We start from the raw sequence: 13,341 nt of genomic DNA on the forward strand, positions 1-13,341 counted from the left end.
GACGCGGACGCGGCAGCGACCGCGGAATCCGCGAGTGACGCGTCAACAAGTAACGGGGTACCGTGACGGACGAAAGAGACAGAGAGGACGGAGAGGATCGAACAGACGGAACGGACGGAGCAGACGGTGTCGACAGCGTGGGTCGCGTGGACGGAGCGAGCGATCGCGACGGACCGGGGAGGCCGGAGTCGGTCGATGCGTGGACGACTCAGCTCGGGACGGCGGAGACCGTGATACTGCCGCTGGCGGTGACGGTCAGATCGAGGTCCGCGTACGAGAAGTGGACCTCGACGTCCTCCGTCGTCCGGCTCCGCGCCGACGGTGCGAGCAGACGCTCGAGCGCGTCGGCGTCGACGGCGTCGTACAGCGGGTCGAGTTCGGTCGCGTCGGTGTCGACGAAGCGTTCGACCGCCTCGACGATCGAGACGCCGAGTTCGGCGTGCGAGGAGAAGTCGTGGCGACCGATGAGGTGTCGGTTTTCGTCGCTCGTGCGGGCGTCGTCGGCGGCGAGTCGGAGCACGTGACGGAGGACCGACCGGTAATCCGACGGGTCGGCCTTGCGGACGTACTCGGAGACGTCCGCCGCGAGAGCGTCGTCGGCGACGTCGCGCCACTCCTTCGCGGTGAAGAGGACGATCGGGGCGTCGGTCTCCCGGCTGGCGGCCTCGATGAACGACTGGCCGTCGGGCATCCGGACGGAGTCGGAGACGATGCAGTCGACGTCGTGCGTCTGGAGCGCCTCCAGCCCGTCCGGTCCGCTCCCGGCGGTGACCATCGAGAGGCTGGAATCCGTGCGGTCGAAGAGCTGTTTCGACAGGTCCAGCACGTCGGGTTCGTCGTCGACGTGCAGCACTGAGACGTGTCCGGACATGATACGTCGTATGGCGAAGTAGTACATAAAATCGGGGTCGGGATTATCACTTCTGAATCTGGTCTGGGAACAGCGACGGGACGAACCTGACGGACAGCGAGGGATCGGAGGCAGGGTGAGGCCGTTACGCCATCTGGTAGCCGGGGAGGTCGACGTCGGCGTCCGCGAGGGCGGCCGCCAGTTCCCGGACGGCCGGTTTCCCGACTCGATCCGGTGAGGCGCGGAGAGCGACGCGTTCGTGCCCGAGCGAGACGAAGTCGAGATCCAGCGCCTCGGCCGTCGCTCCGAGTCCGAGTCCCACGTCGGCCTTCCCGCCGAGGACCGCCCGGGCGGGGCTCTCGTGAGCCTTCACGGTCAGATCGTAGCCGTCGATCGCGTCCGCGAGCGCGCCGCGGGAGACGTCGCGGGCCGCGGCGAGGTCGTCGAGCGCCGCGTCGAACGTCGCCCGGAGGCCGGCGTTGCGGTCGCGGTTCACGAACCGGACCGCCTCGTCGACGAGTGCGGCGAGTCCGTCGACTGCGGTGTCGGCGTCGGGGGCGACGACGAGCCCCCACTCGCGGGTCCACGCGCCGAGTTCCTCGCTGTCGACCTCCCGGGAGGTCGGCCCGGCCACGACGGCGAGGTCCGGCACGCCGTCGCGCAGGCGACGCAACCCTTCGCGGCTCCCGACAGGGAGGTATCGCGGCCGATCGACCCGATCGAGCAGGCGCGAGAGGAGCGGGTCGTCCTCGCCGACGCCGAGCAGTCGCGGCGGGCGGACGTCCGGGGAGAACAGCTGGACCTCGACGCGCTCGCCGGCGGCGACGTACTCCGTGTCGGCCGGCACCTCGACGACGCCGTCGGCCTCGACGAGGCTCGTCGTCGCCCCGCTGCCCTTGTCGACGGGGTAGACGAGGAGGTCGTCGTCCGGATCCGTCGCGGCGACAGACGCCGACGACTCGGTCCCGGTCCCGGTCCCGGTCCCGCGCCCGACGAGACCGACGGGCATCAGTCGCATCCGACCCTCGCTGTACCGTTCGCGGACGGCGAACTCGCCAGTGAGCGTCGCCGTCCGCGGCTCGGGGAGCCCGGCCGCCCGACGGATCGCGGGCGCGACGAACGTCCGGAAGATGGTGAGCGCGGACACCGGGTAGCCCGGCAGCCCGACGTACGCCGACTGCTCGCTCTCTCGATCGTCCCCGGCCACGCCGTCCGGCGGGTCGATGCGACCGACGAGCATCGGTTTGCCCGGCTTGACCGCCACGCCGTGCAGGAGGAGGTCGCCGCGGTCCTCGATGACGCGGTAGATGACGTCCACGGCAGAAGCGGAGGTCGATCCCGACGAGAGGACGAGGTCACACTCGTCGGCGGCCCGCCTGAGCAGGCGCTCCATCTCGTCGTAGTCGTCGCCGGCGTGTGGGTAGAGGACGGGGTCGCCGCCCGCGTCGGCGACGCCGGCGGCGATGGTGTTCGAGTTGACGTCGTAGATCTCTCCCCGATCGGCGTCGAGTTCCTCGCCGGGCCGGACGAGTTCGTCGCCGGTCGAGACGATCCCCACCCGCGGACGGCCGCGGACGGGCACCTCGTCGACGCCCAGCGCCGACAGCAGGCCGATCTCTCGCGGAGTGAGCCGCGTCCCAGGGCCGAGCGCACGCGACCCGGCGGCGATGTCCGTGCCCGCGAACATCACGCTGTCACCGGGCGCGACGGCGGTCCGAACCTCGATCTCGCCGCCGAGGTCGTCGGTCCGTTCGACCATCACGACGGCGTCGGCACCTGGGGGGAGCACCGCACCGGTCGAGATCTCCGCGCACGTGCCCGGCTCGACCGTCACGTCGGGTTTCGCCCCCGCGTGGACCGACCCGATCAGCGCCAGGGTTCGAGGATCCGACTCGTCGGCACCGAACGTGTCCCGCGCGCGGACGGCGTAGCCGTCCATGCTCGCCCGATCGAAGCCGGGGACGTCGATCGCGGCGTCGACCCGTTCGGCGAGCACCCGCCCGCGGGCCTCGTCGAGCGGGACCGTCTCGGGCGACGGGGCCAGCGAGAGCGAAGCGATCGCCTCGCGCGCCGCCTCGGGGGTGGCGAGGTCGCGGAATTCCCGGCGGTCGCTCACGCCGACCACTCCCAGTGTTCGACCGCGACCCGTTGACCCTCGGGGAGTCCCTCCTGCGAGTCGGGGACGACGACCCAGCCGTCGGCGAGCGCCACGGAGGAGAGGATCCCCGATCCCGAGGTCCGGGTCGGAACGGCGACCTGCTCCCCGTTCTCTTCGTCGAGTTCGACGCGGGCGAACGTTCGCGTGCCCGGTTCGCTGGAGATCTTGCGTGCGAGACGCGCCTCCGTGGTCGGGAACGGCGGACAGGCCATCCCACCGACGTGTTTGACGAGCGGGCGGAGGAACTGGACGGCGTTGACGATGCAGGCGACCGGATAGCCCGGGAGCGACACCACCGGCGTCTCCTCGACGACGCCGAGCGCGACGGGGTGACCCGGCTTCAGGGCGACGCCGTGCACGAGGACCTCGCCGAGTTCGTCGATCACCTCGGGCAGGAGGTCGCGTTCGCCCACGGAGGAGCCGCCGGTCGTGACGATCACGTCCTTCGTGAGGTCGCGCTGGATCGCCGCGCGGAGCGCGTCGAAGTCGTCGGTGACGACATCGCGGTAGGTCGGGGCCCCGCCCCACCGCGAGGCGAGCGTCGACACCGTGAGCCCGTTGGTCTCGATGACCTCGCCGGGGCCGGGATCGGACTGGACGAGCTCCTCGCCCGTGGGGAGCACGCCGACGGTCGGCGGCTCGAACGCGCGGACGCGATCGAGTCCCACGGACTTGAGCAGGCCCAGGTCGGAGGGGCGGAGCGTGTGGCCTGGCTCGAACAGGAGCTGGTCAGCCTCGACGTCCTCACCCGCGTCGCCGACGTTCTCGCCCTCGGAGACGGCGTCGAACACCTCGATTTCGTCGCCGACGCGTTCGGTCTGTTCGATCATCACCACCGCGTCGGCCCCCTCGGGGAGGGCGCTCCCGGTGTGGACCCGGACGGCGTCGCTCGGGCCGACCGGGGCGTCGTCCCCGGCGGCGCCGGCCATCCGGAGCACCGTCGGGGAGCGACCCGAGGCGCCGAACGTGTCGGCGGCACGGACCGCCCAGCCGTCCATCGCGGCGCGGTCGTAGCCGGGGACGGGGTTGGGTGCCGTCACGCGCTCGGCGAGCGTGCGGCCGTCGGCCCGTGTGAGCCCGACGCGTTCGGTTCGTTCGTGTGGGGCGGCGGCGTCGAGCAGGCGCTCGCGGGCGTCGTCGACCCGCGTCCGCGTCTTGAACCCGGATCGTTTCCGGTCGTCGTGCATACCTGTGTCTGGGTGGACGAGCGGTAAAAAACGTCGCCGAGTGCGCACGGACGGACCGAGCGTCGGGACCGTGCCGGTCCGCAGTCGTGGACCAGCCGTCCGTGCGAGACACGGGAGAGCGAGGCGGGGGAGACGAGAGAACGTGACGGAGAGAGCGACCACCAACGACTACGGGGCTGGCGGAACCAGCCCCGGTCGCGCTCCGATGACCGAGACACATCGCAGACCCCTGTTGAAAGCCTTCGCCGCGATCGGCCTCGGCACGGCGTCGATCGTCGGGTGGCTGTCGTGGCCGCTCCACACCGACCTCCACAGCGTCGCGTTCGAGAACTGGCGGTCGGAACCCGTCGAACTCGACGTCGAGCTCGCGGCCAACGGCGCGACGGCGTCCCGATCGACGGTCGAGTTGAAGCCGGAGGGACGGGCCGCACTCCCCTGTGCGTGGCCCCGACCCGCCCTCTCGTACCGGCTGGCCGTCCGGCTCTCGTGGACCGACGAGTGGCACACGGTCAGGTTCCGTGGCGAGGGGACGCACTGCTCGGTCACGAAGATCCGCCCCGACGACGCGGTCTCGGAGCCGGTCGACTTCGAGTACACGACGCCCTGTCCGTCGACCCGTCCCGAACCCGAGTCGTGTCGGTGAATAGGTCGGATCCCCTCGACGACGGACCGGACGAGCGCACGAGGGCGCGGCATCCGGGACCGCGGCCTTCTTACATCCCCGTTCCGTAGCCCACTCCATGTCAGCACTGCGTGACGCGCTTCGCGAACTCCCCGAAGCAGTGTTCGCGGACCTCCTCGAGTCCGACGACCAGTACCTGCTGGTGCTCGACCTCCCCGGTGTCACGGCCGAGACGGTCGACATCGCGGTCGAGAAGGGCCGCCTCGTCGTCGAGGCACGCCGCGAGAAGAACCTCCCGCCGGAGTTCCGCTACGTCCGGGAGAACCGCTCGCTGTTCCTCGACGCGGAGCTCCCGCTCCCGCCGGACGCGACCGGCGCGGGCGCAGAGGCGACGATCGACCGTGGCGTGCTCGAACTCCGCCTGCCGAAGCGGGATTCGGCCCCCGAACACACCATTCCGATCTCGGACAAGGACGACTGATCGGGTGGGGTGGTCACGCTGGTCAATCTCCGCGCCTACTGGCGCTTTCTCGTCGTCATCTACCAGTTCTCCCCGCTCATCGTCGCGTACGCGCGGGACAGACGACGGTTCGTCCTGTTCGGACGGTCGCGACAGGTCGACGCCGAGACGCAGACGAAACGCGCGAACGTCCTCCTCGATTCGCTTCTGACCCTGGGACCGACGTTCATCAAACTGGGGCAGCTGCTGTCGACCCGGCCCGACATCCTCCCACCGGCGTACGTCGACGTGCTCTCACGGCTCCAGGACGACGTCCCGCCCGCCCCGTGGGCGGAGGCCGAAGTCGTGATCAGGGAGGAGCTCGGCCCCGTCGACGAGGTGTACGACGACTTCGACCGCGACCCGATCAGCGGCGCGTCGCTCGGTCAGGTGTACACCGCCACCTACGACGGAGAGGACGTCGCGGTCAAGATCCGTCGGCCGGGAATCGAAGAACTCGTCGAGGCGGACCTCCGCGTCATCCGCTGGTCGCTCCCCGTCGTCCGGCGGTTCATCGGCGAGGGGCGGGCGTTCTCGCTGGAGAACCTCGCCGACGAGTTCGCCAAGACCATCCGCCAGGAGATGGACTACTCCCGTGAGGGGCGCGTGCTCGCGACGATCCGCGAGAACTTCGCCGACGACGACGAGATCCGCATCCCCGAACTCGTCGACGAGGTCTCCGGCCCGCGCGTGCTCACCATGGAGTATCTCCCGGGAATCAAGATCAACGATCTGGAGACGCTCGACGAGCGCGGCATCGACCGGACCGAACTCGCCACCCGATTGCAGCGCATCTACCTCCAGATGATCATCGACGACGGCGACTTCCACGCCGACCCCCACCCGGGGAACCTCGCGGTCGACGACGACGGCGCCATCATCTTCTACGACTTCGGGATGAGCGGCCAGGTCGACCCGTTCGTCCAGGAGAAGATCGTCGACTTCTACGTCGCCGTCGCCAACCAGGACATCGACGGCATCCTCGACGCGCTGATCGAGATGGGGACGCTCTCGCCCGAGGCCGACCGGCAGGTGATGGGCGACGTGATGGAACTGGCAATCGCCGACGCCCGCGGCGAGGACATCGAGCAGTACCGCGTCCAGCAGATCGTCGAGCAGGTCGAGTCGACCATCTACGAGTTCCCCCTCCGCCTCCCCCGGAACCTGGCGCTCGTGCTCCGCGTCGCCACCGTCGTCGAAGGGGTCTGCGTCACGCTCGATCCCGACTTCGACTTCATCGCCGTCGCCACCGACTACCTCACGGAACAGGGCTACCGCGAGGAGACCATCAAGCGGGTCGTCACCGAGACCGGCCAGCAGGTCCAGGAGACGACGCGGTCGCTGTTCCGGGTCCCACCGAAACTCGAACGCGTGCTCGACACCGTCGAGCGCGACGACCTCACCGTCAACGTCCGCATCGAGGACCGCAACGACGTGCTATCGAAGCTCGCCCGGCGCATCGTCTACGGCGTCCTCCTGGCGGTGGGCGTGCTCTCGACCGCCATCCTCTACGCGTTCGACGGTCCCGAACCGGCCGTCGTGGCCGCTGTAGCCACCCTCCCGTTCGTCTACCTGCTCTACCGGTCGTTCAAGCGGAAGAAGGGGCTGAAGGCGCGCCCGCAGTTCACCCGGCAGAACCTCCGGGAGCGTCGCGGCGAGTGACGCGGTGACGTACGTGTCGGTCGGGGGGACCACCCTCGCCGGACCGAGCCGACGGCGTTCGACGGCGCGAGTGGCTGGTGGGGCGACGAGCGAACGATCTCGAAACTGGTGAACGGACGGGTTTTTGCTCCCACTCGGCGTAACTCGACCGTGCACCACACCGTCTTCGGCTACGCGTTCGACCTCGACGAACGGCTCGTCAGCGTCTCCGCCGACGAACTCCGGCGACAGCTCCGCGAGTACGAAGACGGTGACCGAACCGCGTTCGACCTCGACGTCGACTTCCCCGACTCGTTCACCGGCGCGGTGATGCGGGCCATGTCGGCGATCCCGTACGGCGAAACCCGGACGTACGGCGACCTCGCGCGGCGGATCGGGACGAGTCCCGTCGCCGTCGGCGGCGGCTGTGGCCGCAACCCGCTGCCGCTCGTCGTTCCCTGTCACCGGGTGGTCGGCGCGGAGTCGCTCGGCGGCTTCTCGGCGGCCGGTGGCATCGCCGCGAAGGAAGCCCTGCTCGCCCACGAACGGGGGAGCCCCGTCCAGCGGACTCTGGGGTAGCATCGGATCACCGAGCACGGTCGTGGGGGCGTGCTGTGATCCCTCCGGTGACTCCTCTCCCGATTATCAAACGAAAGAACTACCGGACGGGTATTATGTAGGGTGGGATGCGTAGATGGGTCAATGACCCGTTGGCCCGCGGTGTTCACCGGCCTCCTCGTCGCCCTCACGATGGAGGTCGTCATCTTTCTCGTCTCCGGGCGACTCTCGCTCGTCGGCGGTCTCGTCGGGAGCGGCGTCGCCGGCTACGTCGCCAGCACCGACCCGACGGACGGTGCCTGGCACGGGCTCATCGCGGCGCTCGCGTGGGGGACGATCCTGATCCCGGTTGGGGTGCTCGTCACGCTCACCCGCGGGGTGGGGTTCCCGTTCCCGCTGGAGTTCGTCCTCCCGCTGCTCCACGCGCCGGGCGACGTGACGACGGCGATGCTGCTGCTCGTGACGCTGCCGAACGTGCTCACGGGGGTCTCGGGGAGCCTCCTGCGCTGGGGGACCGGCCCGCCGACGTGGGTCCCCGAAGAGTGGGTCTGAACGGAGCCTCCGGTCCCGCGACGCCGACGGCCACGCCAAGGGTTTTGTCTCGTCCTCCCGAGTCGCGACCATGGAGATCGCCCCCTTCGCCCTCGAACGCTGGTTCGCCGAGGTCGAACACGACGCCGACGTGATGCTCGCCGAGTCCGGGATCCGCTCGCTCCACGCCGACCGGTTCGACACCGACCCCGACGACCTCGGCTACGTGATCCCGACGAACGGCGATCCCGATCTCCGCGACAGGATCGCCGGACGGTACGACCGCTCCGCCGAGGAGGTGCTCTGTACCTGTGGGACCCAGGAAGCCAACTTCCTCGCGTGCGTCGCGCTCCTCGACTCGAGTTCACACGCCGTCTGCGTGACGCCGACGTACCAGTCACTCCACGAGCTCCCGCGGACGTTCGGCTCCGTGACGACCGTCGACCTCGACCCGCCGCGGTGGACGCTCGACGTCGACGCAGTCGCCGACGCGATCGAACCGAACACCGAACTCCTCGTGTTCAACAACCCGAACAACCCCACGGGACGCTACCACGCCGAGGAGACCGTCCGGGCGCTGTACGACCTCGCCGCCGACGCCGACGCGTACCTGCTGTGTGACGAGGTGTACCGGCTCCTGGCCGAGAACCCGCTCCCGCCCGTGGCGTCGATGGGACCGCACGGCCTGTCGACCACGTCGGTGACGAAGTCGTACGGGCTCGCCGGGGCGCGGTTCGGCTGGCTCGTCGGCGATCGGGAGGTCGTCGACGCCGCCTGGCGGTGGAAGGACTACACCACGATCTCGCCGTCGGCGTTCGGCCAGCACATCGCGCGACAGGCGCTCGGACGGCGCGAGGCGACGATCCTCCGCGAGAACCGCGACCTCGCCCGCGACAACCACGCGATCGTCGCCGAGTGGCTCGACGACCACGGGCTGGACTGGCACAGCCCCGTCGGCGTCGACGGCTTCGTTCGGGTTCCGGAGGGGTTCGCGGACGGCGAGGCGTTCTGTCGGGCGGTCGTCAGGGAGGCGTCGGTCGTGCTCGCACCCGGGAACGCGTTCGGCTTCCCCGACTACTTCCGCATCGGGTTCGGCCTCCCGACCGACGACCTCCGCGAGGGACTCGACCGGGTCGGCCGCGTGATCGAAGACGTCTCGTGACCCACGCCGGCAGGCGGTCGACGCCCCGGTCGGGGGACCGCGCGGTCGGTGACGGACACGAATCGTGACACGAACCCGAAAAAACGCTCTCTCGTCCCCACGGGGAACCACATGACAGACACACCGCAACGCCTCGTGTCCCGAGGGCGGCCGCGGCGCGACGTGTACACGTGGGGATGCTCAGACCGTCGTGCCACACCGTCCGGATTCGGGACGCGATGCGCAAGTGGAATGACGCGTCCTGAGAGCTTAATTATGCGCTCCCTAGAGCCGCGCACACGCCGGTTCGGCGGTCGACACGGACGAGGGGTGCGGTCGACGGAACCGGAGGGATCGGTGTTCCGGTCGGAGCCGTGGTCCAGTGCGACGGATCCGTGGGACGGCCGGGGCTGACACCACAGGGCCGTAGCACGGCTGATCCGTCCTCCCACCGGCACGACACCACGACCGGCCGTGGCGGTGTTCCAAACGGTTTATACTGCCGTCCCAAGAACCCACACACATGGCGAAAGAGCAGAAGCAGGTCCGAGAACTCCAGGAGGGGAGCTACGTGATGATGGAGGACTCCCCCTGTAAGATCAACGCGTACTCCACCGCCAAACCCGGCAAGCACGGGAGCGCGAAGGCTCGCATCGAGGGGAAGGGCGTCTTCGACAACAAGAAGCGGTCGCTGTCACAGCCGGTCGACGCGAAGGTGTGGGTGCCGATCATCGAGCGCAAGGGCGGACAGGTGCTCTCGGTCTCCGACGGCGAGATGCAGGTGATGGACCTCGACACGTACGACACGTTCACGATGCGCATCCCCGACGGCGTCAGCGTCTCCTCCGACGACGAGATCGAGTTCCTCGAGTACGAGGGACAGCGCAAGATCGTCCGGTCGTAGGACGTCACCATGTTTCCCGGCGCGCGTACCCCGCGAGAGGCGGCCGACTACGTCGTCGTGGGCGCGCCGCTCGACGTCTCGACGACGTTCCAGCCGGGGGCCCGCTTCGGTCCCGACCGCGTGCGACGGTTCGCCGAGACGTACGACGACTACGACCACCGGACGGACCAGTGTTTCACGGCGCTCGGTGTCGCCGACGCGGGTGACGTCCGGGCGTGGGACGACGCCGAGGAGTACCTCACGTTCCTCGCGGGCGAGCTCGGCGACGTCGTCCGTGACGGCGCGGTGCCGCTTCTCCTGGGCGGCGAGCACACGGTGAGCTACGCCGGCGTGGTGGCGACGGAGCCGGACGTCTTCGTCTGTCTCGACGCGCACCTCGACCTCCGGACGGAGTACGACGGGAACGAGTGGAGCCACGCCTGCGTGACCCGACACGTCCTCGACGTCGTCGACGAGGCCGTGATCCTCGGCGCCCGTACGGGGTCGGCCGAGGAGTGGGATCGCGCCGCAGAGCCGGACGTGACCGTGGTCCCGCCCGAAGACGTGAGCGAGTGGCTCACGGCCGTCGACGGCTTCGACCGGGACATCTACCTCAGCGTCGACGTCGACGGTGCGGATCCGAGCGTCGCCCCCGGCACCGGGACGATGGAGCCGTTCGGGCTCTCTGGCCGGGAGATGCGCGACGTCGTGCGAGCGGTAGCGCCCGCCTGTGTGGCCTGCGACGTGGTCGAGGTGAACGACCGCGACGACGGGCAGGCGGCGGCGCTCGGTGGGAAACTCCTCCGCGAGTTCGTCTACGAACACGCCGCAGGCGGAACGCGACCCCGAGACTGAGGTCACAGGCGGAACGCGACCCCGAGACTGAGGTCGCCGATGCGACGTTCGACGAGTGCGCCGTGACGTTGCTGTGACGCGTCGTGGCGCACTCGCAAGCAGAACCCCTACACTGCGGTCCCGCCGTTGTGAACTCGTGCAAGCATCCACGCTCGTTCTCGCGTTCGGCGCACTGTTGTTCGTTCTCCCGATCCCCGGCACGTTCGTCGGCGGCGGGCTCGTGCTCCTCGGCGGGGCCCTCGCCCGCTGGCTCGGCCTGTGAGGCGCGACGGCACGCGGCGCGCGAGCCGAACGTCCACACCGGCGAGAAGGCGGAGCGGTCGCGGCGGGGGACGGGACAGATACAAGCGCGTCGCAGTCGACGACCGAGTATGAGACTCACAGAACTCGTCGCGCGGTACGACGAGGAACTGCGGACCGACGCCTACGGCGACATCGACGCGAGCGCGAACGGGCTGCAGGTCGGCTCGCCGGAGGGGGAGGTCGACCACGTCGCCGTGGCGGTCGACGCGGCGACGGCGACGATCGAGGAGGCGGCCACGGCGGGGGCCGACGTGCTGGTGACCCACCACGGGCTCTCGTGGGGTGGGATCGAGCGCGTCACCGGGCGGACGTACGACCGGATCGCCGCGCTGGTCGACGCCGGGATGGCGCTGTACGTCTCACACCTCCCGCTCGACGGCCACCAGCAGGTGGGCAACGCGGCCGGACTCGCCGAGTTTCTCGGGCTCGACCACCGCGAACCGTTCGCCACGATGGGCGGAGAGCCGGTCGGGCAACAGGGGCGGCTTCCGACGCCCACGTCGGCGTCGGGGCTCCGCGAGACGCTCGACGAACTCCCGCAGGGCAACCAGGAGACGCGGCTGCTCCCGTTCGGTCCCGAGGAGATCGAGACGGTCGCCATCGTCACGGGGAGCGGCGTCGACTTCCTCGACGCGGCCGTCGAGAGCGAGGCCGACGCGCTCGTCACCGGCGAGGGGAAGCAGCAGGCGTACCACCAGGCGCGGGAGTCGAAGCTCAACGTCTTCCTCGCGGGACATTACGCGACGGAGACGTTCGGCGTCCGGTCGCTGGCCGCGCTCGCCGCGGACTGGGGGCTGGAGACGACGTACGTCGAACATCCGACCGGGCTGTGAGCGACTGACGGCGGGCCCGCGTCCCCGCAGGACGGACCGGGACGTTCAAACGCCGGCCCCGCCCATCTCTCGCCCATGAGCGACCAGGGAGACGCCTCGGACGCCCCCGACGAAGACGGAGCGGGCAACGCCGGGGCGGCGGACGATGGGCACCGAGAGACGTTCCGCCACGACCCGATCGGCCACGCCCGGGTGCGGGCGGGGATGACCGTCGGCGAGCTCGTCGACGAGTACGGGAAGGCGGGGATCGGTGCCGCCGACGTCGACCGGGCGGTCGACGTCTACGCCGAGATGCTCTCGCCAGACGTCACGAACTTCGTCGGCCTCGCGGGCGCGATGGTCCCGGCGGGGATGCGACAGATCGTGACGGACCTGATCCGCGACGGCCACGTCGACGCGCTGGTGACGACGGGCGCGAACCTCACACACGACGCCATCGAGGCCGTGGGCGGCAAACACCACCACGGCAGCGTCGGTCCGCACGACCACCGGGTGGAGGAGCGCACCGACGCACGGAACGAGCGCGAACACGACGAACGACTCCGCGACGAGGGCGTCGACCGCATCTACAACGTCTACCTCCCGCAGGAACACTTCACCCTGTTCGAGGAGCACCTGCGCGCGAACGTCTTCCCGAAGCTGGAACGGACCGTCACGATCCGGGAGTTCACCCGCGAGCTGGGCCGGGCGAACCTCGAACAGAACGAGGAGCGAGGGGTCGACGAGGATCCCGGCATCGCCGCCGCCGCCTACGAGCACGACGTTCCCGTCTACGTGCCCGCGATCCAGGACTCCGTGCTGGGGATCCAGGCGTGGATCTACGGCCAGACCTCCGAGTTCGCCCTCGACGCGATCGGCGACATGACGCACCTCTCGGACCTCGCCTTCGCGGCCGACTCCGCGGGTGCGCTGGTCGTCGGCGGCGGCGTCCCGAAGAACTACACCCTCCAGACGATGCTGACGGTCCCGGACGCGTACGACTACGCGGTGCAGTTGACGATGGATCCCTCGCATACGGGGGGCCTGTCGGGCGCGACGCTCGACGAGGCGCGGTCGTGGGGCAAACTCGAGAAGTCCGCGCGCAACGTGACCGTGGTGGGGGACGCGACGATCACCCTTCCACTGGTCGTGGCGGCGGCGCGCGAGCGGGCAGGGGAGTGAGCCGGACGAGCAGTGGGGAGAGTGACCAGCATCGGGCCGGTGACGAGGACGAGCCGAGCCGAATCGGTCGTGACAAAAGACGGGGGCGGAGTGGCGGTAGCATCCCACGGTCGACCGGA

14 protein-coding genes are annotated in these 13,341 nt (G+C 69.9%); 11 read left to right on the forward strand and 3 right to left on the reverse strand.

From position 1 onward, the window contains the following. Window positions 1–208: 208 nt before the first annotated feature. From FZP69_RS19440 to FZP69_RS19450, 3 genes are all read right to left on the reverse strand, one after another. A complete protein-coding gene (locus FZP69_RS19440) occupies window positions 209–871 on the reverse strand; it encodes a HalOD1 output domain-containing protein (protein WP_192918659.1) in 663 nt (220 codons plus the stop codon). Window positions 872–995: 124 nt separating this feature from the next. Beyond that, a complete protein-coding gene (locus tag FZP69_RS19445; protein WP_152043013.1) occupies window positions 996–2,966 on the reverse strand; it encodes a molybdopterin biosynthesis protein in 1,971 nt (656 codons plus the stop codon). Next, window positions 2,963–4,195, reverse strand: coding sequence for a molybdopterin molybdotransferase MoeA (locus FZP69_RS19450; RefSeq protein ID WP_152043014.1), 1,233 nt, complete (start codon window positions 4,193–4,195; stop codon window positions 2,963–2,965). Before FZP69_RS19450 ends, FZP69_RS19445 begins: the two co-directional genes overlap by 4 nt. Window positions 4,196–4,400: 205 nt before the next feature. Here FZP69_RS19450 and FZP69_RS19455 point away from each other — a divergent pair, with 205 nt between their 5' ends. The 11 genes from FZP69_RS19455 to FZP69_RS19500 all read left to right on the forward strand — a co-directional run bounded on the left by FZP69_RS19455 (window position 4,401) and on the right by FZP69_RS19500 (window position 13,222). After that, entirely contained in the window at window positions 4,401–4,838 is a 438-nt protein-coding gene (locus FZP69_RS19455) for a hypothetical protein (RefSeq protein WP_152043015.1), read from the forward strand. A 97-nt stretch (window positions 4,839–4,935) separates the two neighbouring features. Then, window positions 4,936–5,298, forward strand: a complete 363-nt coding sequence (locus FZP69_RS19460; protein WP_152043016.1) for an Hsp20/alpha crystallin family protein — start codon at window positions 4,936–4,938, stop codon at window positions 5,296–5,298. A gap of 9 nt (window positions 5,299–5,307) precedes the next feature. After that, complete coding sequence (locus FZP69_RS19465) at window positions 5,308–6,978, forward strand: ABC1 kinase family protein (protein WP_152043017.1); 1,671 nt, start codon at window positions 5,308–5,310, stop codon at window positions 6,976–6,978. 150 nt (window positions 6,979–7,128) lie between these two features. Then, window positions 7,129–7,536: a methylated-DNA--[protein]-cysteine S-methyltransferase gene (locus FZP69_RS19470; protein ID WP_152043018.1), complete on the forward strand. Its 408-nt coding sequence runs from the start codon at window positions 7,129–7,131 to the stop codon at window positions 7,534–7,536. Between the two features lie 123 nt (window positions 7,537–7,659). Further along, on the forward strand, window positions 7,660–8,067 hold the full coding sequence (locus tag FZP69_RS19475; RefSeq protein ID WP_152043019.1) for a DUF5518 domain-containing protein: 408 nt from the start codon (window positions 7,660–7,662) through the stop codon (window positions 8,065–8,067). Window positions 8,068–8,137: 70 nt separating this feature from the next. After that, window positions 8,138–9,208 (forward strand): aminotransferase class I/II-fold pyridoxal phosphate-dependent enzyme, encoded by a 1,071-nt coding sequence (locus FZP69_RS19480; RefSeq protein WP_152043020.1) that lies wholly within the window; start codon window positions 8,138–8,140, stop codon window positions 9,206–9,208. A 502-nt stretch (window positions 9,209–9,710) separates the two neighbouring features. Next, window positions 9,711–10,091, forward strand: a complete 381-nt coding sequence (locus tag FZP69_RS19485; RefSeq protein ID WP_152043021.1) for a translation initiation factor IF-5A — start codon at window positions 9,711–9,713, stop codon at window positions 10,089–10,091. Between the two features lie 9 nt (window positions 10,092–10,100). Then, window positions 10,101–10,925 carry an agmatinase gene (gene speB / locus FZP69_RS19490; RefSeq protein WP_152043022.1) on the forward strand — a complete coding sequence of 275 codons (825 nt, stop codon included), beginning with the start codon at window positions 10,101–10,103 and terminating at the stop codon, window positions 10,923–10,925. A 136-nt stretch (window positions 10,926–11,061) separates the two neighbouring features. Then, on the forward strand, window positions 11,062–11,187 hold the full coding sequence (locus tag FZP69_RS23315; RefSeq protein WP_275689381.1) for a hypothetical protein: 126 nt from the start codon (window positions 11,062–11,064) through the stop codon (window positions 11,185–11,187). Window positions 11,188–11,296: 109 nt separating this feature from the next. Then, window positions 11,297–12,061, forward strand: a complete 765-nt coding sequence (locus tag FZP69_RS19495) for a Nif3-like dinuclear metal center hexameric protein (protein ID WP_152043023.1) — start codon at window positions 11,297–11,299, stop codon at window positions 12,059–12,061. A 75-nt stretch (window positions 12,062–12,136) separates the two neighbouring features. Further along, entirely contained in the window at window positions 12,137–13,222 is a 1,086-nt protein-coding gene (locus FZP69_RS19500) for a deoxyhypusine synthase (protein ID WP_152043024.1), read from the forward strand. Window positions 13,223–13,341 lie beyond the last annotated feature (119 nt).

Origin of the sequence: Salinigranum salinum, assembly GCF_009176545.1 — an archaeon.
Classification (GTDB): Archaea; Halobacteriota; Halobacteria; order Halobacteriales; family Haloferacaceae; genus Salinigranum; species Salinigranum salinum.

What these genes read in the sequence shown, in the direction of transcription:
- FZP69_RS19440 (WP_192918659.1), bottom strand. Translation starts at nt 871, where the DNA reads ATGTCCGGACACGTCTCAGTGCTGCACGTCGACGACGAACCCGACGTG.
- FZP69_RS19450 (WP_152043014.1), bottom strand. Translation starts at nt 4,195, where the DNA reads ATGCACGACGACCGGAAACGATCCGGGTTCAAGACGCGGACGCGGGTC.
- FZP69_RS19455 (WP_152043015.1), top strand. Translation starts at nt 4,401, where the DNA reads ATGACCGAGACACATCGCAGACCCCTGTTGAAAGCCTTCGCCGCGATC.
- FZP69_RS19460 (WP_152043016.1), top strand. Translation starts at nt 4,936, where the DNA reads ATGTCAGCACTGCGTGACGCGCTTCGCGAACTCCCCGAAGCAGTGTTC.
- FZP69_RS19475 (WP_152043019.1), top strand. Translation starts at nt 7,660, where the DNA reads ATGACCCGTTGGCCCGCGGTGTTCACCGGCCTCCTCGTCGCCCTCACG.
- FZP69_RS19480 (WP_152043020.1), top strand. Translation starts at nt 8,138, where the DNA reads ATGGAGATCGCCCCCTTCGCCCTCGAACGCTGGTTCGCCGAGGTCGAA.
- FZP69_RS19485 (WP_152043021.1), top strand. Translation starts at nt 9,711, where the DNA reads ATGGCGAAAGAGCAGAAGCAGGTCCGAGAACTCCAGGAGGGGAGCTAC.
- speB (WP_152043022.1), top strand. Translation starts at nt 10,101, where the DNA reads ATGTTTCCCGGCGCGCGTACCCCGCGAGAGGCGGCCGACTACGTCGTC.
- FZP69_RS19495 (WP_152043023.1), top strand. Translation starts at nt 11,297, where the DNA reads ATGAGACTCACAGAACTCGTCGCGCGGTACGACGAGGAACTGCGGACC.
- FZP69_RS19500 (WP_152043024.1), top strand. Translation starts at nt 12,137, where the DNA reads ATGAGCGACCAGGGAGACGCCTCGGACGCCCCCGACGAAGACGGAGCG.